Annotated in this window: 24 protein-coding genes; 12 read left to right on the top strand and 12 right to left on the bottom strand. The window is 69.3% G+C overall.

Features of this window, described 5'->3' with window-relative positions; genetic code table 11:
* Nucleotides 1-38: 38 nt before the first annotated feature.
* On the bottom strand, nt 39-2,606 hold the full coding sequence (locus tag ACZ6S0_RS36450) for a DEAD/DEAH box helicase (protein ID WP_465923872.1): 2,568 nt from the start codon (nt 2,604-2,606) through the stop codon (nt 39-41).
* A 409-nt stretch (nt 2,607-3,015) separates the two neighbouring features.
* Between ACZ6S0_RS36450 and ACZ6S0_RS36445 the strand changes: the two genes are divergently transcribed.
* The 3 genes from ACZ6S0_RS36445 (at nt 3,016) to ACZ6S0_RS36435 (ending at nt 5,160) form a co-directional block, all read left to right on the top strand.
* Nucleotides 3,016-3,366: an STAS domain-containing protein gene (locus tag ACZ6S0_RS36445; protein WP_043629845.1), complete on the top strand. Its 351-nt coding sequence runs from the start codon at nt 3,016-3,018 to the stop codon at nt 3,364-3,366.
* Nucleotide 3,367: 1 nt separating this feature from the next.
* On the top strand, nt 3,368-3,790 hold the full coding sequence (locus tag ACZ6S0_RS36440) for an ATP-binding protein (RefSeq protein WP_465923871.1): 423 nt from the start codon (nt 3,368-3,370) through the stop codon (nt 3,788-3,790).
* A gap of 686 nt (nt 3,791-4,476) precedes the next feature.
* Complete coding sequence (locus ACZ6S0_RS36435; RefSeq protein WP_465923870.1) at nt 4,477-5,160, top strand: YbaB/EbfC family nucleoid-associated protein; 684 nt, start codon at nt 4,477-4,479, stop codon at nt 5,158-5,160.
* Nucleotides 5,161-5,615: 455 nt separating this feature from the next.
* On the opposite strand, the gene ACZ6S0_RS36430 is transcribed toward ACZ6S0_RS36435, so the two are convergent.
* On the bottom strand, nt 5,616-7,463 hold the full coding sequence (locus ACZ6S0_RS36430) for a LysM peptidoglycan-binding domain-containing protein (RefSeq protein ID WP_465923869.1): 1,848 nt from the start codon (nt 7,461-7,463) through the stop codon (nt 5,616-5,618).
* A 1,165-nt stretch (nt 7,464-8,628) separates the two neighbouring features.
* Between ACZ6S0_RS36430 and ACZ6S0_RS36425 the strand changes: the two genes are divergently transcribed.
* Together ACZ6S0_RS36425 and ACZ6S0_RS36420 are read left to right on the top strand one after the other, a co-directional pair.
* Complete coding sequence (locus ACZ6S0_RS36425; RefSeq protein WP_465923868.1) at nt 8,629-10,956, top strand: sodium-translocating pyrophosphatase; 2,328 nt, start codon at nt 8,629-8,631, stop codon at nt 10,954-10,956.
* Between the two features lie 314 nt (nt 10,957-11,270).
* Nucleotides 11,271-11,768, top strand: coding sequence for a SixA phosphatase family protein (locus tag ACZ6S0_RS36420; protein WP_465923867.1), 498 nt, complete (start codon nt 11,271-11,273; stop codon nt 11,766-11,768).
* Here the strand turns inward: ACZ6S0_RS36420 and serB are convergent.
* The 4 genes from serB to ACZ6S0_RS36400 all read right to left on the bottom strand — a co-directional run bounded on the left by serB (nt 11,765) and on the right by ACZ6S0_RS36400 (nt 15,395).
* Nucleotides 11,765-12,985, bottom strand: coding sequence for a phosphoserine phosphatase SerB (gene serB, locus ACZ6S0_RS36415; protein WP_465923866.1), 1,221 nt, complete (start codon nt 12,983-12,985; stop codon nt 11,765-11,767). The two genes, ACZ6S0_RS36420 and serB, sit on opposite strands and share 4 nt — an antisense overlap.
* Nucleotides 12,986-13,063: 78 nt before the next feature.
* The gene (locus ACZ6S0_RS36410; protein ID WP_465923865.1) at nt 13,064-13,621 is read right to left on the bottom strand and encodes a hypothetical protein; all 558 of its coding nucleotides are present in this window, start codon (nt 13,619-13,621) and stop codon (nt 13,064-13,066) included.
* 113 nt (nt 13,622-13,734) lie between these two features.
* A complete protein-coding gene (locus ACZ6S0_RS36405; protein ID WP_465923864.1) occupies nt 13,735-14,742 on the bottom strand; it encodes an S-adenosylmethionine:tRNA ribosyltransferase-isomerase in 1,008 nt (335 codons plus the stop codon).
* A complete protein-coding gene (locus tag ACZ6S0_RS36400; RefSeq protein WP_465923863.1) occupies nt 14,739-15,395 on the bottom strand; it encodes an SDR family NAD(P)-dependent oxidoreductase in 657 nt (218 codons plus the stop codon). The genes ACZ6S0_RS36405 and ACZ6S0_RS36400 overlap by 4 nt, the downstream gene beginning before the upstream one ends.
* Nucleotides 15,396-15,487: 92 nt before the next feature.
* Here ACZ6S0_RS36400 and ACZ6S0_RS36395 point away from each other — a divergent pair, with 92 nt between their 5' ends.
* On the top strand, nt 15,488-16,615 hold the full coding sequence (locus tag ACZ6S0_RS36395; protein ID WP_465923862.1) for a GAF domain-containing sensor histidine kinase: 1,128 nt from the start codon (nt 15,488-15,490) through the stop codon (nt 16,613-16,615).
* Nucleotides 16,612-17,232, top strand: a complete 621-nt coding sequence (locus tag ACZ6S0_RS36390) for a response regulator (protein ID WP_465923861.1) — start codon at nt 16,612-16,614, stop codon at nt 17,230-17,232. The genes ACZ6S0_RS36395 and ACZ6S0_RS36390 overlap by 4 nt, the downstream gene beginning before the upstream one ends.
* A 71-nt stretch (nt 17,233-17,303) precedes the next feature.
* Here the strand turns inward: ACZ6S0_RS36390 and ACZ6S0_RS36385 are convergent, their stop codons facing one another.
* Nucleotides 17,304-18,020: a hypothetical protein gene (locus tag ACZ6S0_RS36385; protein WP_465923860.1), complete on the bottom strand. Its 717-nt coding sequence runs from the start codon at nt 18,018-18,020 to the stop codon at nt 17,304-17,306.
* Between the two features lie 68 nt (nt 18,021-18,088).
* On the opposite strand from ACZ6S0_RS36385, the gene ACZ6S0_RS36380 reads away from it, so the two are divergent.
* The 4 genes from ACZ6S0_RS36380 (at nt 18,089) to ACZ6S0_RS36365 (ending at nt 21,003) form a co-directional block, all read left to right on the top strand.
* Nucleotides 18,089-18,877, top strand: coding sequence for an ABC transporter ATP-binding protein (locus ACZ6S0_RS36380; protein ID WP_465923859.1), 789 nt, complete (start codon nt 18,089-18,091; stop codon nt 18,875-18,877).
* Between the two features lie 106 nt (nt 18,878-18,983).
* A complete protein-coding gene (locus ACZ6S0_RS36375) occupies nt 18,984-19,907 on the top strand; it encodes an SPFH domain-containing protein (protein ID WP_465923858.1) in 924 nt (307 codons plus the stop codon).
* 77 nt (nt 19,908-19,984) lie between these two features.
* Entirely contained in the window at nt 19,985-20,740 is a 756-nt protein-coding gene (locus tag ACZ6S0_RS36370; protein WP_465923857.1) for a sulfite exporter TauE/SafE family protein, read from the top strand.
* Between the two features lie 23 nt (nt 20,741-20,763).
* On the top strand, nt 20,764-21,003 hold the full coding sequence (locus ACZ6S0_RS36365; RefSeq protein ID WP_465923856.1) for a hypothetical protein: 240 nt from the start codon (nt 20,764-20,766) through the stop codon (nt 21,001-21,003).
* A 24-nt stretch (nt 21,004-21,027) separates the two neighbouring features.
* On the opposite strand, the gene ACZ6S0_RS36360 is transcribed toward ACZ6S0_RS36365, so the two are convergent.
* The 5 genes from ACZ6S0_RS36360 to ACZ6S0_RS36340 all read right to left on the bottom strand — a co-directional run bounded on the left by ACZ6S0_RS36360 (nt 21,028) and on the right by ACZ6S0_RS36340 (nt 24,523).
* The gene (locus tag ACZ6S0_RS36360) at nt 21,028-21,852 is read right to left on the bottom strand and encodes an NAD(P)H-binding protein (RefSeq protein ID WP_465923855.1); all 825 of its coding nucleotides are present in this window, start codon (nt 21,850-21,852) and stop codon (nt 21,028-21,030) included.
* A 29-nt stretch (nt 21,853-21,881) separates the two neighbouring features.
* Entirely contained in the window at nt 21,882-22,760 is an 879-nt protein-coding gene (locus ACZ6S0_RS36355) for a Rieske 2Fe-2S domain-containing protein (RefSeq protein WP_465923854.1), read from the bottom strand.
* A 63-nt stretch (nt 22,761-22,823) separates the two neighbouring features.
* Nucleotides 22,824-23,435 carry an HD domain-containing protein gene (locus tag ACZ6S0_RS36350; RefSeq protein ID WP_344876765.1) on the bottom strand — a complete coding sequence of 204 codons (612 nt, stop codon included), beginning with the start codon at nt 23,433-23,435 and terminating at the stop codon, nt 22,824-22,826.
* 223 nt (nt 23,436-23,658) lie between these two features.
* Nucleotides 23,659-24,306, bottom strand: coding sequence for a hypothetical protein (locus tag ACZ6S0_RS36345; RefSeq protein ID WP_465923853.1), 648 nt, complete (start codon nt 24,304-24,306; stop codon nt 23,659-23,661).
* 1 nt (nt 24,307) lies between these two features.
* The gene (locus tag ACZ6S0_RS36340) at nt 24,308-24,523 is read right to left on the bottom strand and encodes a hypothetical protein (protein ID WP_465923852.1); all 216 of its coding nucleotides are present in this window, start codon (nt 24,521-24,523) and stop codon (nt 24,308-24,310) included.
* A gap of 643 nt (nt 24,524-25,166) precedes the next feature.
* Here ACZ6S0_RS36340 and ACZ6S0_RS36335 point away from each other — a divergent pair.
* Complete coding sequence (locus ACZ6S0_RS36335) at nt 25,167-26,030, top strand: helix-turn-helix domain-containing protein (RefSeq protein WP_344876771.1); 864 nt, start codon at nt 25,167-25,169, stop codon at nt 26,028-26,030.
* Nucleotides 26,031-26,036 lie beyond the last annotated feature (6 nt).

Below are 26,036 nucleotides of genomic sequence, written 5' to 3'. Positions count from 1 at the left end.
TTGTTTTCTGGTTTGAGAATGTGCTTGGGTTCGGGGTTTTATTGGGGGAGCAGGAGTGTGTTGAGGAGGTGGATGGCGCCGCGTTTGTCCAAGGGCTCGTTGCCGTTGCCGCATTTCGGGGATTGGATGCAGGAAGGGCAGCCTCGTTCGCATTCACAGGACATGATCGCCTCGCGGGTGGCCGTCAGCCAGTCCGTGGCGCGGGCGTAGCCGCGTTCGGCGAAACCGGCTCCGCCCTCGTGGCCGTCGTACACGAAGACGGTGAGCAGGCCCGTGTCGGCGTGCAGTTCCGTGGAGACACCGCCGATGTCCCAGCGGTCGCAGGTGGCGAAGAGGGGGAGCAGGCCGATGGAGGCGTGTTCGGCGGCGTGGGCGGCGCCGCCGAGGTCGATGCCTGCTTCGGCGAGTGGCGCGACGGCCGAGGCGGGCAGGGTCCACCAGACGGCACGGGTGCGGAGGGTGCGAGGCGGTAGCTCCAGGGGTTCGTCGCCGAGCATTTCGCCTGAGTGGAGGCGTCTCTTCAGATAGGAGACGACTTGGCGGGTCACCTCCACTTCGCCGAAGTGCAGCGTGCCCGGGCCCAGAGGGTGGGAGCGCTCGGTGGCGAGGATGGAGATGTCGGTGATGTCCCGGGCGAACGTCGTGTAGTCCGGGTTGGCGCTCGACACCAGGGCGACTCCGGCATCCAGGTCGAGGAGGTCCACCAGGAAGGTCTCGCCCTGGTGGAGGTAGATCGCGCCGGTGTGGACGGTGGTGTGGGCCGAGGGCTCGTCCACGCTGCCCAGGAGGCGGCCCGTGGACGACTCCACGACCTGGATCGGGGTGCCCCCGCCGCCTCGGATGTCGGCGAGGTCGGTGGCGCGTTCGCGTCTGGTCCAGAACCAGCCTGCGGGGCGCTTTCTGAGCAGGCCCTGCGTCACGAGGTCCGCGAGGACGTTGGAGGTGGTGGGGCCGAAGATCGGCAGGTCGTCCTCGGTCAGCGGGATCTCGGCGGCGGCGGCGCAGAGGTGGGGACCCAGGACGTACGGATTGTCGGGGTCGAGGACGATCGCCTCGACGGGCCGGCCGAACAGGGCGTCGGGGTGGTGTACGAGGTAGGTGTCCAACGGGTCGTCCCGGGCGATCAGGACGGCGAGCGCGTCCTGGCCGTCACGGCCCGCGCGGCCCGCCTGCTGCCAGAGGGAGGCGCGGGTGCCCGGCCAACCGGCGATCAGTACGGCGTCCAGACCCGAGACGTCGACTCCCAGTTCGAGGGCGTTCGTGGTGGCCAGGCCCATGATGGTGCCGGCGCGGAGAGCCTTCTCGAGGAGCCTGCGGTCTTCCGCGAGATAGCCGGCCCGATAGGCGGCGATCTTGTTGGGGAGATCGGTCAGGTCGGGATCTGGGAGGTCCGGAAGCGCCCAGGTGAGGGAGGAGGAGATCGAGGAACTCGGAGTAGGGGTATCTGAGGGTTTTGGGGTGTCTGAGGATTTCGGGGTGTTCGGGGTGTTTGGGGGGCTTGGTGTGGAGATGGCGCTGGGAGTGGAGGTGGTGGTGGGAGTGGACGTGGGAGTGGCGGGCCTGGGCGTGGCGTGGGGGCTGGGGGTGTGCGAAGGGTGCGGTGAAGTCGGAGCCGAGGCGGTGTGGGGTGTTGGAGTCGTCTCTGGGGTGGTGGCGTCCTGAGGTGGTGAGTTGGGGGTGTTTTGAGGGGCGGGAGTGTGGGTGCTCGGCGGTGGTGGGGCCGAGGTGTCGTGGGGTGTGGCAGGCAGAGCGGTTGGAGGGGGTGTGGCGGGGAGAGTGGTTGGAGGGGGTGTGGCGGGGAGAGTGGTTGGAGGGGGTGTGGCCGGGGGGTTCCAGGGGGAACTGGAGATGGGGAAGGGGGGTGTGATGGAGAAGGCGACGTCGGCGAGTTTGGCGCGGGCGGAGAGGGCGACCGTCTCGGCTCCCCGGCGGGAACGGACGAAGGCCAGCGTGCGTACGTCGGCCAGGACGAGGTCTGCGAGCAGGTCCGCCGCCTCCGCCGTGGCCGTACGCCGCACGGGAGCCCCTCCCTCGCCCCGTAGCTCCGTCAGAGGCGGCTCCCACAGCGCGATGGTGGTCGAACCCTTGGGCGACGCGTCCACGGTCACCTCGTCCATCTCAAGCCCCGTCAGCCTCATCGCGAACACGCCCGGCTCGCTGGCCGTCGCCGAGGCGAGCACGAACGTGGGGCGGGAGTTGTAGCGGGCGCAGGCGCGGCGCAGGCGGCGCAGGATCTGGGCCACGTGCGAGCCGAAGACGCCGCGGTAGCCGTGGCACTCGTCCACGACGACCAAGCGCAGCCGGCGGAAGAACGACGACCACTGCGCGTGGCGGGGGAGGATGCCCCGGTGGAGCATGTCGGGGTTAGTCAGGACGTAGTTGGCGTGCTGGCGTACCCAGGTGCGTTCCTCGAACGGGGTGTCGCCGTCGAAGCTGGCCGCGCGCACCTGCGTGATGCGGAGTTCGCGCAGGCCGCGGAGTTGGTCGGCGGCCAGGGCCTTGGTCGGTGTCAGGTACAGGACCGTGCCGCCGTCGAGACAGGAGGCGATCGCCGGGGTGAGGTACGCCAGCGACTTCCCCGAGGCCGTGCCCGTGGAGATGATCACGTTTCGGCCACGGAATGCCAGGTCGGCGGCTTCGTACTGGTGAGGCCAGAGTCCTGTCACCCCGCGGTTCGCCAAGCGCGTAACAAGCACGTCAGGGGTCCACTTGGGCCATTGGACTTGACCCGCCTGACGTGCTGGAACATGCTCCACATGGGTGACACGCTCGTGACGTGCGGGAACGCCAAGCAGGTGGCGGAGGAGTGGACCTGCCTGTTCTGGGGAGTATCCGGAGGAAGTCACTGTTTCCAGTCTTGCATCCGTGGGCAAAGTCGCCGGGAATCGTGATTTCGTATAGACACAAGCCAGGCGCGTGGTTGAATGCCGCGCGTCAGGGTCGGACAGTCTGGAGCCGCTCTCCAGATTGCCAGGCCCGCAAGAGTACTTTCGCAGGCGAGGCGCTGGAGGATCTGTGGATCTGAAGTTGGATCACCGCACCGAAGACCGACTCACCATCGTGGAGGTCGAAGGTGAGATCGACGTTTACACGGCGCCGAGATTGCGTGAGCTCCTCATCGACCTGGTCAACAAGGGCAACTTCCACCTTCTTGTCAACATGGAGAAGGTCGACTTCCTCGACTCCACGGGCCTCGGTGTCCTGGTCGGGGGGCTCAAGCGGGTTCGCGCGCATGACGGGTCGCTGGAACTGGTCTGCACGCAGGAGCGCATCCTGAAGATCTTCCGGATCACCGGTCTGACCAAGGTCTTCGGGATCTACGCTTCGGTAGACGAGGCCAAGGAAGCTCACGGCAAAGACAAGTAGCATGGCTACCGTCGAGCTGACGTTCAGCGCACTCCCCGCGCACGTGCGGACCGCCCGGCTGGTTGCGACGGCGATCGCCCGACGCACCGGCGTGGAGGAGTCCTTGCTGGACGAAGTCAGGCTCGCCGTGGGTGAGGCGTGCTCCCGGGCAGTCGAGGCGCATCGAGCACACTGTCCGGGCGAGCCCATCCGCATCGAGCTGCGTGATGACTCCGGGCGTTTTGAGGTCACGGTCAGCGACCAGGCCCCCAGCGATGAGATCAAGCTGGAGCAGCCGCTTGACCTGGGCATGCTCTCTGACTCGTTCATGTCAGGCTTCGGCATCGCGGTGATCGAAGGTCTGGCCGATGACGTCGAGGTCTTCCCCAGCCCCAAGGGGACGAAGATCCGGATGAGCTGGCCCGCCGCCGTCAACGTGAGCTGAGCCCGATTCATACCTCGCCCTCTACGCTGGGTGCCGCGCCTTTCGGTGCCCAGCGAACGAGCCAGTCTTTCTCTCGGTACGGCTGAGTCGGCCGTTCCCACCAGGCGTAGGCGCAAGCGCACGGGATGCGGTCGTGGCGGGCTGAGCTTGGTCCGCTTTGACGGACACCATCGCGGTGTAGTGGTCAGGCGGGCGTCGCCTGTTCTGCCAGGGCTGAGGACTTTCCAGGGGATATGCCCCGCTGCGCGACGCGTGGCGGGGTGTCACCGTTTCGGGCCCCGCTCGGGTGACACCCGATAGGGCATCGGCGTTAGGGTCCCGGGCGGCACTCCGGGCGGCACTCCGGGCGGCACTCCGGGCGGCACTCCGGGCGGCACTCCGGGCGGCACTCCGGGCGGTGCGCAGGGGCGCTGGTTGTGCGGGCTTGGCTGCGGCCTGCCTGGTGAGGCCAACTGGTGGCGGCTCTTCCGGCTACTTCCTTGTCCTGGTGGGTGCGTTGACGTGCCCGGGAAGTGTGGGGCCGAGTCACGGGGAGTTCGGTTTTCGGATGTTCAGGACGGGGCATTCCAGATGATCCTAAACTTAAGGTGAACGGAACGTATATCGCTGGGGGCCGAATGCCGAAGTCCTTCAAGTCGGATGACGATCGCGAAATACTGGCCGCGATCCAAGGCAGGGTCGCCCAAATGGTGCAGAAGCCCTTGGCGGCACAGGCTCGGATGCGCGAGGTCGTCGGCGTCGGCAGGAGTGACGACGGGCTGGTGACGGCGAAGGCCGATCCCGACGGCGCGATCTTTTCGCTCGCCCTCGATCCGCGCGCGATGCGACACGACGCCGACCGCCTCTCGGGCGATGTGAGCGTGGCGGTCAAAGCGGCACAACGGGATTCCTGGCAACAGATCCAGAAGATCCTGAGCGGTGTCTCCCTGCCCGCGGTCACGTCGCAGTCGCTCGGCGAGAGCCTGGCGCACGACGGAGGCGGACAGGCAGTGAACGAGATTCTCCGCCGTGTCCAGGACATGTACAGCTCCGTCGACGGTGTGGACCGCGAAGAGCAGGGGATGCACGATTTCATCGAGAAGGAGTACGACGCGCTGGAGAGGGCGGTCGGCACCGGCGCGAGCGCGTCAGAGCGTGTCACGGCAACCGTCGACGCGCAGGGACGGGTTACCGAGATAACCGTCGAGTCCCGTGCCATGCGGTTGGAGAGTCACGTGTTGGCGGATGAGGTGTTGGCGGCTGTCCGCGGTGCCCGGCGTGACGCTCTGTCGAAGGTGGAGGAGAGGGTGTTCGACGCCTTCCCCGATCTCGATCCGGAGGCCGACGTCGACCTTCTGTTTCAGGACAGCGCTCGGGAAAGACGCCGCTGAATCGGCCGGCCTGCTGATCGGCCCGCCTGCCGCCTGCCGCCTGCTGACCTGCTGGCCCAATGAACCGCTGACTGCTCTGACCGCTGGCCCGCTGACCGCTGGCCCGCTGACCGCTGGCCCGCTGGTGTGCTTTCGCCGGGGTCGCGGTAGGTGCCTCGTCTGCGCTCCCGGCCGGATTGGCCGCCGCGTTCGCGGTGCCGCTGGTGTCGTTGGGGCGTTGCTGGGTCGTCGCTGGGTCTCGGTACTCGAAACCGGAACGTCTCTCGGACGGACCTCCGGTGGAGGGCGTCGGCGACGCGTTCGGCCCGTTGGCCGTGGGCGGCAGCCGTGTCCGAACGCCAGGTCACCCGCCCCGCCGACGCGCGGCTCCACCGCACGAAGCGTTCGGAATGCGGAACGGCGCCTCACGCGTAGTTCGGTGAGGCGCCGTTCCGCATTCCTTGGCGGGGTTTCAGCTATTTTTTCTCGAGCTGCGGGATCATCAGCCTCGCGCCGGGCACCAGTTCGCCGCGGTCGATTCCGTCGAGTTGCCAGTTGGCCTGCATGAGGAGCGACGCGTAAGTTCCGTCGCCGTACTCCCGCTCGGCGATCTCCCAGAGCGTTTCGCCGGATCGCACCGTGTGCGCGGTGGCGCCCACCGGCTCCGTGGCGTCGGAGTGCGGCTGCTGAGGCTCGGGACTCTGATCCCAGTTCTGGTAGTGGGGGAGCGTGAGTTCGGGGGCCTCGCTCTGTCCACGGGGGACCAAGGTGTAGTTGATCGTCCCTGGGAGGAGACCGAGGATCCGGCCCTTCCAGAAGGGGTCCAAATTCAGGAAGCCGTTGACCGGAGCGATCTGCCTTGCCCGGTAGGTGAGGCTGTTTTTCGGGGCCCAGATCTTCGTACCGTCCTTTAGCGTCATCTGAGCGAGGTTGGGCGACTGGGGGGTTGCGTAGCGGACGTTCGTCGCCGACATCTTTTGAGCCGGGTTGGCGGCCCCGAGCTTCTTCACGCCCCACTTCTCAGCCTTGCGCCAGGCGAGGTGTTTCAGGCCGGTCGAGTCACGGAGAAGTCCGTAGTATCCGGCGCCGAAAACCGCGCTGACGCCTCCGACGATGATGCCGTCCTTGACCGCGGCGCCGAAACTCTTCTTCTCGAACAACATGCTCAGGGCGGTGGCGGCCCCGGCGTTGATACCCAGTTCCACCGCCATGTTGAACGCCAGGGGATGGGTCTGCGCCAATCTGGTGACCGCGCCGACGCCCTTCAGAAGTGAGAAGGCCCCGCCGAGTCCGAGCAGGAAGGCCAGGGTGCCGAGCATGCTCGGGGAGATCGACCAGGGATTCTCCACTCCCCGGGCCGTGTTCGCCAGTGAGGAGTTGACGTAGTTGGCGCCGACGACGCCGGCGCCGTTCTTCATGAAGCCGCGCAACACCGGGCCCCGTGCGGTCGCGGATTTCGCGAACGCCTTGGCGAGATGCTTGAGCCTGGTGCGCAGGAGTTTGATCGCCTTGACGACGTTGGTCCGCAGCCTGTTGGCCAGGTTCCGGAGGTAGATCCGAACCACCGGGTTCAGAGCGACCGCGCCCATCATGAGGATGGTGACCACCGCGATCGTCTGCATGGTCGCCTTGACGACGCCCTTGGTCTTCTGGGTGTCCTGGACCGCGTTGCCCAGGATCTGGGCGGCCTGGTCCGCCCGCGCGGCCCACGTTTCCAAGGGTTGGGCCTGGTCGTTGCCTCCAGCCGGATTGACGTATCTCGTCCAGACCACGTGGTAGGCCTGGGCGGCGTCTCCGCCCCATTGCGCCTTCCTGACCTCGCCTTCGACCTTGTCGATGTCCGGCTGCAGCGCGCGGAGCCCTCTCGCCGTGGCCAGGCATGCCTGCTGCATCTCGGTGAGTCGGCGCTCGTAGTCGTCGCTGATGCCCAGCAGGTCCAGAGTCGCGTTGAACGTCACGGAGAGGGTGCTGGGGTCCGGCAGCTCGCTGCTTTTCGGGGCAGGAGGGTTTCTGGGCGGTAGGAGCTCCTCGGTCCAGCCGTAGTTGTCCGAGGAGTACGTCAGGCCGCCCCCGCAGCTTCTCAGCGCGTCGGTCCGCGTGAACATGGAGCCGCACAGGTCGTGGAAGAATCCGTTGTAACCGCTGGCGAGTTCCGCTGCGCCGTCTGCGACCAGGGCGTAGGTGTCGACGTCGCCCTTCGCCTGTTCCATGAACATCTTGCGGATCGCGGCGAGATCGTCGGCTGCGTCCTCACATCTCAGTCCCGCCTTCTTGAGATACCCAAGACCTTCGGGGCCGGCGTAGGTGAAACCACTACTGGCCATGCACTTCCTTTGTTACTTGACGGCGTGGCCGCGCGACGAGACGCCCGTACTGGCGTCGTGCGGGGCACGCCCTTACCCGAAGAGCCGGATCCTTGTGGGATCAGTCGCTCGATGCGTGCGTGACATGCGAGCCTCCGACTCTTGATCACTGCGGCGAAAACACGCCCAGGTCCGCAGAGGCGCCGGGAGGAGGCGTCCGCGAACGGCTCCGCTGAGCTTGAGCGGTTGACTCGGCCTGTCAACTCACCAGACATTAATCGATCAGTAAAGTTATGGTCAAGATTCGTTGTGTCGATGTATAGCGTCGTTATACGGCACCGCTCGGTCACAGGAGCTTCTGGGTTTGAGCTGTCTGGCTTCGGCGGTGTTCGGGCTGGTGGGGCAGGGTGTCCGGAGGTGGGGGAGTTCGGCGGGCCTTCTCGGCGAGGGTCTGTGGGTGCGAGTGGTGGCTTGGGGTCAGGCGTGGGGGTGTGGGTTCGTGGGGTGAAGTGGGTGAAGTGGGTGAAGTGGGTGAAGTGGGTGGAGTGGGTGGAGCTGATTCGGTCTGCTGTTGCGGCAGGGCGCGGCAGGAGGGGTGCTCGGCGGTCTGTGTGGGGGCGCGTGGCTGTCCGGGGTGGGGCGTAAGGCTTGTCCGGGGTGGGCGGTGCGGTTGGTTCGGAGCCGGGCCCTGCGGGCCGCCTGACGTCGGCCGATGGTCTGCTCGGTGTCGGGTCTGCGGCACCTCTGGGCGTCGGCGGACGGACCTGGGGGCGTCGGCCGGTGGGCCCTGGCGGGCGTCGGTCAGGGACTCTCCGGGCGTCGGTCGGGGGGTTCCGCGCGCCGGTCAGGGGGTTCCGGGGGTTGGTCCGGCGTGTCATCTTGGCGGTCAGATTTCGGGCCGACCGTATACTGTCCTTGCCGCGACCGTAAACCGAGGAAAATTTCTCTTGTCAGACCCCAAATCGGGCCACTGGCAGGGGGTTACCAGACACTCGAACAATTTACGACCGCAAGAGCCTTCATATCCGCTGACTGCCTGCGTAGACTCCCCGCACCGGCCAAGGTGATCCGGCGGAACGCGGATTCAACCGGAAGCGGCACCCACAACCCGGATGGTGCCGCAACACCCGCCGAGGAAAACTGCAGCACCGCCCGGGCAGGACGACCGGTCTTGCCGAGGAGAACGATGAGCAGGCACTTGCTGGCAGCGGAGCCAGCGTCCAATCTGGTTCTGAGCGGAAACAATCTCACCATCGTGATCGTGGTCGCCGCGGTCGCACTGATCGCACTAGCCGTCGCCGGCGGCCTGGTGCGCGAAGTGCTGTCCGCCGGCCAGGGCACCGAACGAATGCAGAACATCGCGCGCGCCGTGCAAGAAGGCGCCGCGGCCTATCTGACGCGCCAGTTCCGCACGTTGGCGATCTTCGTCGTCGTGATTCCCTTTCTGCTGCTCCTGCTACCTGGAGAAACCGATGTCCGCATAGGGCGTTCGATCTTCTTCGTCGTCGGGGCGGTCTTCTCCGCGCTGACCGGGTTCATGGGCATGTGGCTGGCCGTGCGCGGGAACGTACGCGTCGCCGCCGCCGCCAACGAGTCCGGCGAGAAGCGGGCGATGCGCATCGCGTTCCGCACCGGCGGTGTGGCCGGGATGTTCACCGTGGGCCTCGGCCTGCTCGGCGCGGCCGTGGTCGTGCTCCTGTACCAGGGCAACGCGCCCGGGGTGCTCGAAGGGTTCGGCTTCGGGGCGGCGCTGCTGGCGATGTTCATGCGAGTCGGCGGCGGCATCTTCACCAAGGCCGCCGACGTGGGAGCCGACCTGGTCGGCAAGGTCGAGCAGGGCATCCCCGAGGACGACCCGCGCAACGCCGCCACCATCGCCGACAACGTGGGCGACAACGTCGGTGACTGCGCCGGTATGGCGGCCGACCTGTTCGAGTCGTACGCGGTCATGCTGGTCGCCAGCCTCATCCTGGGCAAGGTGGCCTTCGGCGAGCAGGGGCTGATCTTCCCCCTGATCGTCCCGATGATCGGTGTGATCACCGCGATCATCGGCATCTTCGTCACCGGTATGCGCAGCCGCGACCGCAACGGCATGGCGGCGATCAACCGCAGCTTCTTCATCTCCGCCGGGATCTCGGCGGTGCTGGTGGCGGCGGCCGCGTACTGGTACCTGCCCAGCAGCTTCTCCGGGCTGACCGGCTCCGGCGTGCAGTCGGACGCCGACCCGCGGCTCATCGCCATCGGCGCGGTGCTGATCGGCCTGGTGCTGGCCAGCGCGATCCAGCTCCTCACCGGCTACTTCACCGAGACCACCCGCCGCCCCGTACGCGAGATCGGCGAGAGCTCGGCCACCGGCCCGGCGACCGTCATCCTGGCGGGCATCAGCGTCGGCCTCGAGTCTGCCGTCTACACCGCCCTGATCATCGGCGGCGCGGTCTACGGCGCGTTCCTGCTCGGGTTCGGGAACGTGACGATCGCGCTGTTCGCGGTGGCCCTGGCGGGTACCGGCCTGCTGACCACGGTCGGCGTCATCGTCTCGATGGACACCTTCGGCCCCGTCTCCGACAACGCCCAGGGCATCGCCGAGATGTCCGGCGACGTCGAGGGCGAGGGCGCCCGGGTGCTGACCAGCCTGGACGCCGTCGGCAACACCACGAAGGCCATCACCAAGGGCATCGCCATCGCCACGGCCGTGCTGGCGGCCACCGCGCTGTTCGGCGCCTTCCGAACAGCCGTGGAGACCGAGCTGGCCAGGGCTCTGGCCACGGGCGACCAGGCGATCAAGGAGGCGTTGGGGTCCTTCTCCACCTTCAGCCTGGGCATCGACCAGCCGAACGTCCTGGTCGGCCTGATCATCGGGGCCGCGGTCGTGTTCCTGTTCTCGGGGCTGGCGATCATGGCGGTCGGCCGGGCCGCGATGCGCGTGGTCTTCGAGGTACGCAACCAGTTCCGCACCAAGCCCGGCATCATGGACGGCTCCGAGACCCCCGACTACGGCCGCGTGGTGGACATCTGCACCCGCGACTCGCTGCGTGAGCTGGCCACGCCCGGCCTGCTGGCGGTCATGACGCCGATCGCGGTCGGATTCGCGCTCGGGTACGCGCCGCTGGGCGCGTTCCTGGCCGGGGCCATCGCCTGCGGCACCCTGATGGCCGTCTTCCTGGCCAACTCCGGCGGCGCCTGGGACAACGCCAAGAAGCTCGTCGAGGACGGTCACCACGGCGGCAAGGGCTCCGATGCGCACGCGGCCACGGTCATCGGCGACACGGTCGGCGACCCGTTCAAGGACACGGCAGGCCCGGCCATCAACCCGCTGATCAAGGTGATGAACCTGGTGGCGCTGCTGGTGGCGCCCGCCGTGGTGCTGTACGCGGGCAACCCGGCCCTGCGCATCGGCATCACGGTGGTGGCGGTGGCCGTGGTGGTCGGCGCCATCGTGGTGTCCAAGCGGCGGTCGGTGAGCAACGAACCGGCCAGCGACAACAACCGCGCGCACGAGCCCGTGGCGTCGTAGCCCGCTGAGCGGTGCGGGTCGTGGCCCGCTGACGAGGCGCCCGTTCCCCGGTCCCGCGAAAGGACCGAAGGGGGGACGGGCGCTTCTGCATGCGGCCGCCCACCGGTCCCGGCGCGCCCACCGGTCCCAGCGTGCACGGAGGGCCCGGCGGACGCGGAGGGCGGGCGGCGTACCTGGGTGCCCCGGTGGGAAACTGGGCGCGTGAACGATGACAAGCGGCCCAGCGGCGGAAAGACCCTGGGCCTGATCCTCCTGGCCATGATCGCCGTCCTGGCCGTGATAGTCGGCCTGTCCGTCTGGGCGTCGAGGACGGGATGATCGTGCGTACCTTGATCGTGCTGCGTCATGCGAAGGCCGCCCACATTCCCGGGCTGGCCGACCGCGAGCGGCCCCTGACGGATCGGGGCGAGCGGGACGCCAGGCGGGCCGGAGACGAGATCAGGGCGGCGGGGCTCGGCCCCGACGCGGTGCTCTGCTCGCCAGCCCTCAGGACGAAACGCACCGCCGAGCTGGCCTTCCCCGACCTGGACATCAGCTACGAGCGCGACATCTACGAGGCGTACCCGGAGGAGCTGCTGGAGCTGGTCCGCCGCGCCGACCCCGACCTGGGCACGATCGTGTTGTGCGGGCACAACCCGGGCGTGCACGAGCTGGCCCTGGGGCTGGCCGGTGGCGACTACGGCTTCCGGCCGGGGGCGTTCGCGGTGATCGGCGTGGAGTCGGCGTGGGCGGACCTGCAGCCGGACGAGGGCCGCCTCCTCTCCCGCTGGGACCCCAAGGAGGGCCCCCAGGAGGGCCCCCAGGAGGACTAGGAGGCGGTCAGCGCGCCGTCCTCGGCGTCCGCCGCCTCCACCTCGTCGCGCGAGATGCCCAGCAGGTACAGGATCGCGTCGAGGTACGGCGTGTTGACCGCGGTGTCGGCCGCCTGCCGGACGACGGGCTTGGCGTTGAACGCGATGCCGAGCCCGGCGGCGGCGATCATGTCGAGGTCGTTGGCCCCGTCGCCGATGGCCACCGTCTGGGAGATCGGCAGGCGGGCCTCGCGGGCGAACCGCTCCAGCGCCCGCGCCTTGCCCGGCCGGTCGATGATCTCGCCCGTGACGCGCCCGGTCAGCCGGCCGTCGATGACCTCGAGGACGTTGGCGGCGGAGTAGTCGATGCCCAGCTCGTCGACCAGCCCGTCGGTGATCTGGGTGAACCCGCCGCTGACGATGGCGAAGCGGTAGTCGAGCCGCTTGAGCGTGCGCACCAGCGTACGGGCGCCGGGCGTGAGCACGACCTGCTTGCGCACCTGCTCGAACACGTCGGCCGACAGCCCTTCGAGCAGCGCCACCCGGCGCTTGAGCGACTCGGCGAAGTCGAGTTCGCCGCGCATGGCCTCCTCGGTGACCCGGGCGACCTCTTCCAGGCAGCCGGCGTGGGCCGCCAGCAGCTCGATGACCTCGCCCTGGATGAGGGTCGAGTCGACGTCCATGACGATCAGCCGCTTGGCCCGGCGCGACAGGCCGGTGCGCTGGACGGCGACGTCGACCTCTTGTTCGGCGGCCTCCGCGGCCAGCTCGACGCGCAGCGCGTCGGGGTCGGCGCCGGACACCGACAGTTCGATGCAGGTGACGGGCCACTGGGCGAGGCGTTCGATGCGGTCGATGTTCGCGCCGGCGGCGGCGATGCGGCCGGCGATGCCCGCGATGGCGGCCGGCTGGAGCGTGGCGCCGAGCACGCTGACCGACAGACGGCCGCGGCGGCGCTGCTCCTTGGCCTGCGACCCGGTGGAGAGCTCGACCTCCATGCCGAGGTCCTCGGCGATCCGCTCGACGGCGGTCCACATGGCGCCGAGAGTGGTGCCGGTGCCGGTCGAGGGCCCGCCCGCGTACGCGACGAGCACGCCGAGTGTGAGCCGGCCTCGGATGACGACCTGTTCGATATCCGCCACCGTCACCGGAAATCTCGACAAAACGGAGAAAAGCCGCGACGTGACGCCCGGACGGTCAGGGCCGGTCAGTGTGATCAGGAGGGTGCGCTGGTCCACATCCAGCCACGGTACTGCGCCCGGTCCGATGCTCGCGCAGCAGGTTGGGCATTCGGGTACGGGCGCAGCGTGTCCGGACTAACGAACGATCTTGGTCTTGACCGTCTTGGCGTAGCCGTGCTCGGGGATGCCGAGCCGCTCCAGCTCTTCCCTGCTCATGTTGTCCATGCCCGTCTGCACGTCATACGAGATGACGCCGAGCGTGGCCTGCTGCGTGCCCTTGGCCGCCTTCGTGAGCTTGACGTGGAAGGTCATGGTCACCGAGTCCCCCTTCTCGAGGATCTGCGGCAGCAGGCAGTAGAGCGCGCGGCCTTCCAGGCCGCACTCGGTGCCCTTGACGCTCGTGGTGTACTCGACCCGCCTCAGGTCGGCGCCCTTGGGGAGCGCGCCGCCGACGAACCACGCGTCCGCGTAGTGCGGGCCCTTGTTGGTGGCGACGATCTTGTACGTGATCTCGCCCCGGGGCTTGACCGTCTTGGGCGCCTTCACCTGAACATCGAAGACCGAGAACGGCTCGTCCAGGACGGCCGCGGTCGAGCCGGTCGCGACGGTCGTGGCCGAGGCGGGAACGGCCGGTACGAGCAGGGCGCCCGCCGCTAAGGCGAGCGCGGCGACCTTGGTCGAAGAGTTACGCATTCAACGTCTCCGGTGAGGAAGGAAAACGGGGTCGCGACGACTGAGCCCTAGTGACTAAGCCCCCGCAAATGTCGGCTTTTCCTATCACGAATGTAAAATCTATGTAAAGCCGATTACTTGAGTATCAAGTGTGTATCGCCGAACTCGTGCCACAGATATCCCTCCCGCAGCGCCGCCTCGTACGCGCGGGCCAGCGCCCGCTCGCCCGCGATCGCGGTCAGCATGAGCAGGTGGCTGGACCTGGGCTCGTGCAGGCCCGTGATCAACCCGGTGACGGCCCGTACGCCGCTCTCCGGGGTCACGACGCGCTCGGTCCAGCCCTCCGACGCCGAGACGAGCCCGTCGGCGTGCGTGGCCGTCTCCAGGGCCCGTACGACCGTCGTGCCCGCAGCCACCACCCGGCTCCCGTTCCGCCTGGCCAGGTTCACCAGCCGCGCGGTGGCCGCGGGCACCTCGTAGCGCTCGGCGTAGGGCGGCTCGTCCTTCTCCGGCGAGGCCACCCCCGTGTGCAGGGTGATCGGTGCGATCCCGACCCCGCGCGACACCAGCGCCGTGACCAGCTCCGGAGTGAACGGCCGCGCCGCGCTCGGCATCTCCGCGCTGCCCGGCACGGTCGCGAACACCGTCTGGTACGCCTCGATCGGCCAGTCCCGCGTCACGTACGAGTAGCGGATCGGCAGCCCGTGCACCCGCAGGTACGCCTGCACGTCCCAGTCGAGCGCGGCCCGCCACAGCCGTGGTGTCACCCGTTCGATCAGCCGCAACGTGGCCCGTCCCGGCATCGGCAGCCACTCGCCCGGCTCGCCCCCGCCGTACGGCTCGGACGCCTTCGCGGTACGGCGGCGCAGCTCCACCAGCCACGTGCCGTCCTGCTCGGCGGTCGAGAAGTGCACGGCCAGCCGGTCCAGCCGGACGGCCGCGGGCAGCGTCGCCGAGTTGTTCACCACGATCAGGTCGCCCGGGTCCAGCAGCCCGGGAAGGTCGCGGAAGTGATGATGGCTCGGCTCCAGGTCGCCGCGCGAGACCATCAGCCGTACCGCGTCCCTCGCCATGCCCCTCGCCTCGGGCGGCTCGTGGGCGGCCAGGCCGGGCGGCAGCGAGAAGTCCAGCGCGGCGGTCATTGCAGGCTCACTTTGCCGCCGGCCGGGCGGGAGCTGACGAGGTCGTACAGCGCGGCCGCCACCTTGGCCGGGTCCGTGGCGGCGGCGGCCTCCTCGGAGCCCACGGCGTCGGCGAGCATGCGGGTGTTCATCTCGCCCGGATCCACCCACCAGACGCGCAGGGCCGGTTCCTCGGCGGACAGCACGTTGGAGAGCTGTTCGAGCGCGGCCTTGGTGGCGCCGTAGCCGCCCCAGCCCTCGTACGCGCCCGTGGCGGCGTCGGAGGTGATGTTCACGATCGCGCCCCCGGCCGCGCGGAGTGCGGGCAGCGTGGCCTGGATGAGGGCGAGCGGAGCGGTCACGTTCGTCTCCAGCACCACCCTGAACGCCTCCAGCGGGTAGCCCGCCAGCGGCGGCAGCGGCGTGACGCCCAGATCGCTCGCGTTGTTGACCAGCAGGTCCAGCTCGGGTACGGCCTCGGCGAGCCGCCGTACGTGCTCCGGGTCGGTCACGTCGCCGGGGATCGCGGTGGCGCCCAGCTCGGCGGCGGCCCGCTCCAGGCCGGCCGCGCCGCGCGCGGTGAGCACGAGGTCCCAGCCGTCGGCCGCCAGCGCCCTGGCCAGGGCCAGGCCGAGTCCGCGGGACGCGCCGGTGATGAGTGCGGTGTTCGTCATGTCACCGACGGTAGGAACACGGCGCGTCGCGGACATCGGGCTGCGGGCCCCTTCGGCCTGGGCACATCGTCCTAGGACCTTAGAGTGGGCCCGTGGCCTCCGACCGAGACGAGATCCTGCAGGCGGTGAGCTCCGCGGTGCTCGCGGTCACCCGCCACCTGTCCGTGCGCGAGGTGCTGCAGGTCATCGTGCGCTCGGCGCAGCGGCTGCTCGACGCCCGCTACGCGGCGCTCGGGGTGCCCGACGACGACGGCTCGTTCGCCGAGTTCGTCGCCGAGGGCCTGACCGACAAGCAGTGGGACGCGATCGGGCCGCTGCCCAGGCAGCACGGCATGCTCGGCGCGATGCTCCGCGACGGCACCCCGGTCCGGCTGCCCGACCTGCGCGACGACCCCAGGTTCGAGTGGTGGCCGAAGGCGCACCCGGTGATGCGCGACTTCCTCGGCGTGCCGATCCGCGACGGCGAACGGGTGCTGGGCATCATCTTCCTGGCCAACAAGCGCGCCGGCGGCGGCTTCACGCAGGCCGACCAGGAGCTGCTCACGCTGTTCGCCGCGCACGCCGCCATCGCGCTGACCAACGCCAGGCTGTACGAGCGCGGGCGCGAGCTGGCCATGCTGGAGGAGCGCAACAGGGTGGCCAGAGAGCTGCACGACGCGGTCACCCAGAAGCTGTTCTCGCTCAGGCTCTCCGCGCAGGCCGCGGCCACCATGCTGGACCAGGCCCCCGACCAGGTCCCCGACAGGGCCGTCGCGGAGCTCGAACGCGTCCAGCGGCTGGCCGGGGAGGCCCTGGCGGAGCTGCGGGCGGTGATCGTCGAGCTGCGCCCGGCCGAGCTCGACCGCCACGGGCTGGCCGAGACGCTGCGCAAGCACGTACGCATGCTCGACCGGCTGCATCCGGCCCTGGTGGCGTTCGAGTGCGGCGAGCTGCCGCCGCTCGACTCGGCGGTGGAGGTGGCCGTGCTGCGGGTGGCTCAGGAGGCGCTGCACAACGCGTTGCGGCACTCGGGCGCGGTCGCCGTCTCGGTGCGTCTGGCCTACGAGACGGGCACGCTGGAGCTGACCGTGCGCGACGACGGCAGCGGGTTCGAGCAGGCCGACTCGCGCGGGCTCGGGCTGGTGTCGATGCGTGACAGGGTGGAGTCCGTCGGGGGTGTCATGAGCGTGGAGTCCGTGCGCGGCGGCGGGACCACCGTGCGCGTGGAGGTGGGCGTGTGATCCGGGTGCTGATCGCCGACGATCATCCGGTGGTGCGGCAGGGGCTGCGGACGTTCCTCGACCTGCAGGACGACATCACCGTCGTCGGCGAGGCGGGCGACGGGGCGCAGGCCGTGGAGCTGGTCGCGGAGCTGGAGCCCGACGTGCTGCTGCTCGACCTGAAGATGCCGGTGCTCGACGGGCTCGGCGCGCTGGAGCGGTTGTCCGGCTCGGCGGCCAAGGTGGTGGTGCTGACCTCGGTGAGCGACCCGTCCGACGTGGCTCCCGCGATGCGGGCCGGGGCCGCCGGGTTCCTCTACAAGGACGTCGATCCGCCCGCGCTCGTCCAGGCCGTACGCGCCGTGCACGGCGGGCAGGTGCTGCTGGCCCCCGAGGCGGCGGAGGCGATGATGGCCACCTCGGCGGGCGGTCCCGCCCCCGCCCCGGTGCCGCTGACCGAGCGGGAGCGGGAGGTGCTCGCGCTGATCGCGTCGGGCCGGTCGAACAGGGAGATCGCGAGGAGCCTGGCCGTCGCGGAGAAGACGGTCAAGACCCACGTCTCCAACGTGCTGATGAAGCTGGGCGTGCAGGACCGCACCCAGGCCGCGCTGTACGCCGTACGCCACGGCCTGGGCTGACCTCCTCCGGCCGCGCTCAAGTGTCCTTCTTCTTGTTGGACGCGGCCGCCGCGGGCCTGTGAGGCTGCCCGCTAGGAGTTCCTGACCGGTTCGAAGATGGCGTGGTGGGCCGCCACGAGCGCGCGGCGTACCGCGCGGTCCAGCTCGCGCAGCGCGGCGCCGCGGGCGGCGGCCTGGCCCGAGGTGAGGCCGCGCTCGTCGGCCAGGCGCAGGACGGCCGCCAGCCGCGTGGCCAGCGCGGAGACCCGGTGGGCGCGACCGGGGTAGCCGGGCGCCAGCTCCCCGCCGCGCTCCAGCCGTTCCGGGCGGGTCTGCGCGGGGCCATCGACGGACGCCAGGGTCTCGGTGGCCGAACGCATCGCGTCGGACAGCTCGCGTTCTGCCTCGGACAACGACGGCAGGTCATGGCGTACGGGCCCGGAGTCGTGCACCTCCAGGCGTACCCCGACATAGGACGACCCGCGCCGGTCCGGCTGCGGCACCAGCCCGAGGTTGCGCTCGGCGAGCACGGCGATCGCGGCCTGACCGGCGTCGACCGCGGCCGAGTTGAACGACGGCGGCCCCGACAACCCCAGCGGGTCTCCGGGCGCGGGCAGGGCGAGCCGCAGCTCGCGCAGACCGTCGGAGCGGAGGTTTGCGAGGTATTTACGCAAGGGGACCTCACCCGCGACGGCGGGTCCGCCGATGGCTTCCACGTGGTCAGCCGCCTCGTCGAGCCCCACGTGGCCGGACAGCCACGCGTTGCCCCAGGCGACCAGGGACGGACAGACAGGCGATTCAGGGCGCACCGATCCACGATAAGCGCTCGCCCTGCAATAGGTTTGTCCCCAGGGTGACTCCTAAGGAGGTATCGGGGATGGGTGGTCAGGTGCTGCGGCTCCAGGACGTCGCCGTCAGGCGCGACGGAGCGGCCCTGCTGCGCGGCATCGACTGGACGGTCAACGAGGACGAGCGGTGGGTCGTCATCGGTCCCAACGGTGCGGGCAAGACCACGTTGCTGCAGGTCGCGGCCACGTTGCTGTACCCGAGCGAGGGTCTGGTCGAGGTGCTGGGTGAGCGGCTGGGGCAGGCCGACGTGTTCGACCTGCGCCCCAGGATCGGGCTGGCGAGCGCCGCGCTGGCCGAGCGCATCCCGCCGGACGAGAAGGTCATCGACCTCGTCCTGACCGCCTCGTACGCGATCATGGGCCGCTGGACGGAGGAGTACGACTCCAACGACGTGACCAGGGCCGTCGAACTGATCGACATGATGGGCGCGGCCCACCTGATCAGGCGGCGCTTCGGCACGCTGTCGGAGGGTGAGCGCAAACGCGTACAGATCGCCCGCGCGCTGATGCCCGACCCCGAGATGCTGCTGCTCGACGAGCCGGCGGCCGGGCTCGACCTGGGCGGCAGGGAAGACCTCGTGCGCCGGTTGTCGGTGCTGGCCGGCGACTACCGTTCGCCGACGCTGGTGCTGGTCACGCACCACGTGGAGGAGGTGCCCAGCGGGTTCACGCACGGGCTGCTGCTGCGGCACGGCTCCGCGGTGGCCCAGGGGCCGCTCGAACACGTCATGACCTCCGACAACCTCTCCCAGACGTTCGGCGTGCCGCTCTCGCTGGAACGCGGCGCGCAGGGCCGCTGGTACGCGCGCGCCCACTGATCGGCCCGCGCGCTCATTGGATCGCCATTTATGGCGTTAAAAGACGCCAAAAGGTGAAAGCAAATAGGATCCACGGAGTCGGTTCCCTCGGCTTCGGAGCGTCGCCATGTCCGTCGAGCAGCTCATCGTCGCCCTCGTCGTGGTCGCGGCGGTCGGCTTCGGGGTGGCCCGGACGATCCGCATCATCCCGCAGGCCACGGCCGCCATCATCGAACGCCTGGGCCGCTACCACCGCACGCTGACCCCCGGGCTGAACCTGGTGGTGCCCTTCGTCGACCGCATCAAGGACCTGATCGACCTGCGCGAGCAGGTGGTGTCGTTCCCGCCGCAGCCGGTGATCACCTCCGACAACCTGGTGGTGTCCATCGACACCGTCATCTACTTCCAGGTCACCAACGCGAAGGCGGCCACGTACGAGATCGCGAACTTCCTCGTCGGCGTCGAGCAGCTCACCGTCACCACGCTGCGCAACGTGGTCGGCGGCATGGACCTGGAGCGCACGCTGACCTCCCGCGAGGACATCAACACCGCGCTGCGCGGCGTGCTGGACGAGGCGACCGGCAAGTGGGGCATCCGGGTCAACCGGGTCGAGCTGAAGGCCATCGACCCGCCCGCGTCCATCCAGGACTCGATGGAGAAGCAGATGCGCGCCGACCGCGACAAGCGCGCCGCCGTACTGGCCGCCGAGGGGCAGCGTCAGGCGTCGATCCTGGCCGCCGAGGGAGACAAGCAGGCGGCGGTGCTGCGGGCGCGCGGCGAGGCGGAGGCGGCGGTGCTGCGTGCCCAGGCGGACGCTGAGGCGCAGGCGATGCGGGCCAAGGGCCAGGCGGACGCGATCGGCATGGTGTTCAAGGCCATCCACGATGGGCGGCCGGACCAGCAGCTTCTGGCCTACCAGTACCTGCAGACCCTGCCCGAGATCGCAAAAGGGGACGCCAATAAGATCTGGATCGTCCCATCCGAAATGGGCAAGGTCCTGGAAAGCCTGGGCGGCCTCTTCACACCCCCCAAGGATCAGGACACCCGGTGAGAAACCTGCTGAACGGACTGCCGCCGAAGCCTTGACCGGGCACGACAGCGGCGCGGCGGTCCGATCGGGAGGGGTTCGTGACGGGGTGGGAACTGGCCGTGGTCTGCGCCGCCGGGCTGGTGGCGGGCGCCATCAACGCGGTGGTGGGGTCGGGCTCGCTGATCACGTTCCCCACGCTGGTGGCGCTCGGCGTCGATCCCGTCACGGCCAACGTCTCCAACACGGTCGGCCTCGTACCGGGCTCGTTCACCGCCGCGTACGGCTACCGCGTCGAGCTTGCGGGCCAGCGTGAGCGCCTGCTCCGGCTGGGGGCCGCCTCCGCGCTCGGGGCGCTGGCCGGTGGGATCCTGCTGCTGTTCCTGGACCCCGCCGTGTTCGAGGTGGTGGTCGTGGCGCTGATCGCGGTGGCCTGCGTCCTGGTGCTGGCGCAGCCCAGGCTCAACGGGTGGATGACGGCGTTGCGCGAGGAGCCCCGTCAGAACGGGGGCGTGGCCCTGTGGCTGGGGGTGCTGGCCTCTGGCGTCTATGGCGGGTACTTCGGGGCCGCCCAGGGGGTGTTGCTGATCGGATTGCTCGGCATCTTCCTCGACGACGGCCTGCAACGGGTGAACGCGGCCAAGAACGTGCTGGCGCTGACCGTCAACGGGGTGGCGGCGGTGCTGTTCGCGCTGGTCGCGGACGTGGACTGGGCGGCCGTCGCGGGGGTTGCCCTGGGGGCGATCGCCGGCGGGTTCGCGGGGGCCAGGCTGGGCAGGCGGATCCCGGCGCCCGTGCTGCGGGCCGTCATCGTGTGTGTGGGCATCGCGGCGATTATCGCACTGGTGTACGGATAAGTCGTGATGGGTATAACCCTGGCATGAAAGGTGACCGGGTGGAGATCGTCATCGACGCGGGCGGCGCCTCGCCCCGCACCTACGAGATCACGGCCACGCGCGCCGGCCGGCGGGTAGAGGTGGACACCCGCCGGGGGCTCGTGGAGGTGAGCGAGGTCACCCGCAGCGGCACGCCGGTGCGCACGGCCCGCTTCATGTCCAGCCGCATCCTCGCCCTGGTCGAGCACCCCGCCGACGAGGCGCCGCCCGCCCCTCCGAGGTGAGGCGCGGCGACTCCCCTTCGGAAGTCAGCGGAAGTCGGCCGCGTGGTCGAGCGCCCATTGGCGGAAGGTCAGCGCCGGGCGGCCGAGGAGGCGCTCCACGGTGTCCGTGGCCCGCTCCGGGCTCGTCACGAAGCTCTCCCAGGTCCTCAGCGCGGCGTCCACGAACGCCGGGTCTCCCCAAGCCGCCATGAGCTGCTCGCGGGCCTCCTCCGGCGGCTGCTCCTCCCAGCGCACCTCGCGTCCCGTGGCCTGGCCGAGCACGCGCGCCTGCTCGGCCTGGGTCAGCTCGTCGGGGCCGGTGAGCGCGTACGCGGCTCCGTTGTGCCCCGCCGAGGTGAGGACGTGCACGGCCACCGCCGCGAGGTCCCTCTCGTGGATCAGCGCCCGCGACGCCGCCCCGTACGGCCACCGCACCACCCCCCGCCTGACCTGCTCCGCCCACCCCAGGGTGTTGGCCGCGAACCCGCCGGGCCGCAGGAACGTCCAGCCGAGCCCGGAGCGCCGGATGAGCCGCTCGATCTCCTGGTAGTGCGACGGCGCCCCGTCGCCCTCGCCCACCGCCGCCGACAGGTACACCACCCGCCGCGCGTGTGCCGCGATCGCCGAGACGACCTCTCCGGCGTTTCCCGCGGAGAAGCCCGGCCACAGGAGGAACACGCTCTCCACGTCCCTCAGCGCGGGCTCCAGCGTCTCGGGGACGTTCAGATCGCCTCGTACGGCCTCCACCCCCGCCTGGACCTGCTCAGGACGCCTGGCGAACGCCCGCACCGCCAGCCCCGCCCCGGCGAGCTGGGACACCACATGCCTGCCCACGTTGCCGGTCGCGCCGGTCACGAGAATGCTTCCCATGGCGTCGACCGTAGGACCTCAATCGAACTTCAGGTCAACCCCGGCCGCACCTGGATCGTGCCGTCCCGCCTGATCCGCGTCTCGAACACCGGCGCGGGAGCGGTCGCGGGCCCGTGCTTGACCGAGCCGTCGGCCAGCCGGAACGTGCTGCTGTGCCACGGGCACACCACGCACGCCTCGCCGTCCTCCATGACGAGCCTGCCCTGGTGCAGCGGGCCCGCCAGGTGGGGGCACCGGTCGGCCAGCACGGTCACGCCGTCGCCCTGGCGCAGCACGAAGAGCTGGATGTAGCCGAGCCGCCGCGACACCGGCCGGCCCTCGGGCAGGTCCTTGAGCGCGCACAGGTCGTGCCAGCCCAGCGGCACCAGGTGCGTCACCTGCGGCGCGTGGTTGGCCCCCGCCGCCTGCCGGTAGGCCAGGTGACCGCCCAGGTACGCGCCCATCCCGCCGACGGCCAGGCCCGCGAACGACAACATCCGGCCGGGCCGCTCGTGCCCGCGTACGCGCGCCAGCAGGGAGGCGGCGAACAGGCCGAGCGCGGTCGTGTTCGCCAGCATGTGGACGAACCCCACCCGCTGCTGCTCGCGGTGCAGCGAGGACCAGTCGGTCAGCCCGGCCGCCGCCGTGGGCAGGGCGTTGACCAGGCCGGTGGCCAGCAGGAGGCGTGCGGCCCGCGGGTCGGCGTCGGCCAGGTCCAGCACGGCGGTGGACAACCAGCAACCCAGGCTGACCGTGGCCAGCGGCGGATGCATGGGCTCACCCAGGGGGACGCCGTGCAGCAGGTCGCGGAGCCTGCCCCGGGGCAACCGCCGGCGCACGACCTTGGCCAGCCCTCTGATCGGCCGATCCATGGCCTTGGACTTCTCGAGCCGGTCGGCGATCGCGACCGGCCCGCCAAATCCCCTCAATTGCCGACGTCTCGCTCGTACTGTCTCTTTCACGACAAGTCACCTACCCCGGCCTAGAGGGGATCACTCGGACAGATGGCCCCTGGCCACGGAGAGGTCCACCAGCTCCAGAGCGTACGCGCCGAGCGACGGCGAGCCCTCCTCGATGATCCGCACCTTCTCCCTGACCTGTGCGGCCGTCACCTTGAACAGCGGCCACGTGCCGCCCTCGGTGTGGTGGTTGGCCAGGATCGGCGCGAAGCGGTCGAGCGCCTTGGCGAACTGGGCCTCCGGCGTCTGCCTGGCCTCGAACTCGTCCCACAGCTCCCGCAGCCACGCCCCCTGCTCCGCGGGCAGCAGGCCGAAGATGCGATCGGCGGCGGCCCGCTCGGCGTCGGCCTGGCGCGCCACCTCCACCGGGTCGTAGATGAACGTGTCACCCGCGTCGATCTCCACCAGGTCGTGCACCAAGAGCATGGCCACCACCCGTTGGAGGTCGGTTCCGGGTGGGGCATGCTCTCCGAGGACCATCGCCAACATGCCGACGTACCAGGAGTGCTCAGCGGTGTTCTCCCGCCGTGAGCCGTCGATGAGATGGTTGCGGCGGATGATCCGCTTCAACTTGTCGATCTCGATGGCGAAGGCGATCTGGGCGTTCAGGCGGTCCTCTTCTGGCGCGATAGTCACGCGCGACACCCTAATGTGCGGTGATCACCCCGGTTGGTGAAATCGTGACCGGAACTCCGTTGAACACTGCGTTACCAGTTGGGGTTTCAACGGTGCCGCCGCCGCTCCCGGGCTACGAGGGAAGCGGGTCTCGGCGCGGGCCGTGGGCATGGGGAAGCCCCGGAGCCCCCGCGGTCTCCGGGGCTTGCACCCCAGGGAATGGCGTGAATTCCCTGGCTCGGTGGGTGGGCCGTCAGCCCATCTGGGGCAGTGCCACCTGCGGACGAAGATCAGGCGGCTCCTCGAGGTCGGGTCTCAGCGGGACCCAGGAGCGGCGGCCGTACAGGCGGTCGAGGCCGGGGGAGGCCGCCCCGGCGGTCTCGTCGCGCCTGACGATCTCCACGATCAGGAACTGGGCCCGGCGGCGGTGCCGGTAGACGTTCACGTTCCTGGCCCAGCAGGCGGCCGCGATCTCCTCCGCGTACGCCTCGAACTCCTCGGCGCTGATGCCGGCCCTGACCAGGATCAGCGCCTTCTCGCCGGTGACCGTCGGCGTGATCCATAAGATCAGCGGGATGCGTCCTGACCTGGTGTGCATGGTGGTCTCCAGGCAGACCCGCTGCAGGCGGTGCCGGGAGACCACGCACCAGAAGTGGGCGGCGATCCAGTTGCGGCCGACCCTGGTGGCGGCGGGCACCGATACGGCGCTGGTCAGCAGGACGAACGGGAGCCACCGGCCCTCGTGCGCACCGCTCAGCAGGGCCAGCGTGAACCCGGCGGGCACGGCGAGCAGGAGCACTTCTGTGCGCGCCCGCCAGAGCCTGACCAGCGCCCCGCCACCGCGGGCGGCGGGCAGGTCCTCGTTGGCCGGGTAGATCTGGTTGCGCGGGTTCCTCGGCACGTCAGGACACCTCCTCGCTCACCCTGTGTGGCGTGCGGAGCTGGTCGAACCGCGGGTCGCGGTAGCGACGGGAGCCGAAGCCCGTCTTCGTCACCGTCCAGCCCACGCGGTAGGCGAACTCGTCCGGCTCCACGCAAATTTCGTAGTCGGCGGAGGCGATGAGTTCCTGGAACCAGGACTTGATTCGGCTGAGTCCCTTGGTACCTTGTGTGTACACAGAAGACCCCTTTCGCGGCAATTTAGAGGTGGCTTCTTTGGCCGGTCCGACGGCTGATGGCCGGTCTCGCCGCAGGGTGGCAGCCCATATGCGGCGAACTGGCGGTCAGCCTCGGCCCGGCTTTTTTCGCGCTCGAATGAGCGGATTCGCGCTGTTTTCCTCAGGCGATGACGGTGTCCTTCCGGCAAGTGGCCTCCCTGGGTTGGATGTTCGTTTCCGGGACGGCGACGTTGCCGGGGACGCGCTCTTCGACAGGGCACGCGATCATGGTCGGAAGGCCCGAGGTGTACGGCCGTGTCGTCATCTCCGGCCTCCTCACCTCTCGGTAACCCTCCTGCTTCCGATCGTGCCCCTTGGCGGTCAATGCTGCAATACTTCGAGCAAGGGAAGATTTAAGTTTCTTCGCTGGTTGCCATGCAACTTGCACGAGAACTGTCGGCGCGTGATGGGAAGCCTGTCCGGTTCCGAGACTCTTCGCGTAGGTCGTCCTTGCTCCTGCGCCCTCCGCATGAAAGCCTTCGAGCAAGGCTTTGCGGCACAACGCATGCAACTTGCAGTGTAAGATTGGACGAACGGCCCAGAAAGCTGGGGTCCAAACGAACCCTTACGGCTACACCTTCATTCCCGAGAAGGAGAGTGGACGGTGCCAACGCAGCAGGGCAGTCCAACAGTACGGCGGCTCCGGCTGGGTCAGGAGCTGCGTTTCCTCCGGGAGCGGCGCAAGCTCACGGGGGCCAAGGCGGCCACGGCCCTCGGCTGGTCCCCGAGCAAGGTCAGCCGGATCGAGGCGGCCAAGACCATGCCCAGCACCGACGACATCAAGGCGCTGGCCAAGCTCTACCGCGTCGACGGGGAGAAGCTTGACGAGCTCTTCGGTTTCCTGCGGGATGCGGCGCAGCGGGGGTGGTGGGAGGATTATGAGGACTCCCTGCCCGAGGAGTACACAAGATTCCTCGGGCTGGAGGCTGAGGCGACATTCCAGCGCAACTGGGAACCCCAGGTGGTGCCTGGCCTGCTACAGACCGAGGACTACGCCAGAGAGGTGATCCTGGCCACTCGGGGCATCGCGCGCATCACGCACAGCGGTGTCAGGAGCCGGGTGGAGGCCCGGCTCGACCGGCAGGAGCGTGTGCTGCACAGGGCCGAGCCCTGTGCTCTCACCGTGGTGCTCGACGAGTCGGCCCTGATGCGCCGCTTCGGTGAGCCGTCGGTGATGCGGGAGCAGATGGAGCATCTCCTGGAGATCTCCGACCTGCCGCACGTGAGTGTCCGGGTTCTCACTCTAGAGTCACTTCATCCGGTTAACACCGGTGCGTTTATTCACCTGAAGTTCTCCGCCTTTGATGATGTTGTGTACCTAGAACAGTTGTATACTGCTCACTTCGTCGAAGATCTCGAACGGGTGGCCGGATACGAAACGGCCTTCGATCACATCCGGTCGGAGGCTCTGGACGAGGACGAGTCGCGTGTTCTCATCCAGCGAAAAGCCATGCTGTGGCGACGCTGAGCGACG

It is taken from the genome of Nonomuraea sp. NPDC051298 (assembly GCF_055586305.1).
This window is presented reverse-complemented; position numbering and strand designations above follow the sequence as displayed.

Bases quoted from the DNA above. Each gene is read 5' to 3' on its own strand.
- ACZ6S0_RS36440 (WP_465923871.1), top strand. From the start codon at position 3,368: ATGGCTACCGTCGAGCTGACGTTCAGCGCACTCCCCGCGCACGTGCGG.
- ACZ6S0_RS36435 (WP_465923870.1), top strand. From the start codon at position 4,477: ATGGTGCAGAAGCCCTTGGCGGCACAGGCTCGGATGCGCGAGGTCGTC.
- ACZ6S0_RS36430 (WP_465923869.1), bottom strand. From the start codon at position 7,463: ATGGCCAGTAGTGGTTTCACCTACGCCGGCCCCGAAGGTCTTGGGTAT.
- ACZ6S0_RS36425 (WP_465923868.1), top strand. From the start codon at position 8,629: ATGAGCAGGCACTTGCTGGCAGCGGAGCCAGCGTCCAATCTGGTTCTG.
- ACZ6S0_RS36420 (WP_465923867.1), top strand. From the start codon at position 11,271: ATGATCGTGCGTACCTTGATCGTGCTGCGTCATGCGAAGGCCGCCCAC.
- ACZ6S0_RS36410 (WP_465923865.1), bottom strand. From the start codon at position 13,621: ATGCGTAACTCTTCGACCAAGGTCGCCGCGCTCGCCTTAGCGGCGGGC.
- ACZ6S0_RS36405 (WP_465923864.1), bottom strand. From the start codon at position 14,742: ATGACCGCCGCGCTGGACTTCTCGCTGCCGCCCGGCCTGGCCGCCCAC.
- ACZ6S0_RS36400 (WP_465923863.1), bottom strand. From the start codon at position 15,395: ATGACGAACACCGCACTCATCACCGGCGCGTCCCGCGGACTCGGCCTG.
- ACZ6S0_RS36380 (WP_465923859.1), top strand. From the start codon at position 18,089: ATGGGTGGTCAGGTGCTGCGGCTCCAGGACGTCGCCGTCAGGCGCGAC.
- ACZ6S0_RS36375 (WP_465923858.1), top strand. From the start codon at position 18,984: ATGTCCGTCGAGCAGCTCATCGTCGCCCTCGTCGTGGTCGCGGCGGTC.
- ACZ6S0_RS36365 (WP_465923856.1), top strand. From the start codon at position 20,764: ATGAAAGGTGACCGGGTGGAGATCGTCATCGACGCGGGCGGCGCCTCG.
- ACZ6S0_RS36360 (WP_465923855.1), bottom strand. From the start codon at position 21,852: ATGGGAAGCATTCTCGTGACCGGCGCGACCGGCAACGTGGGCAGGCAT.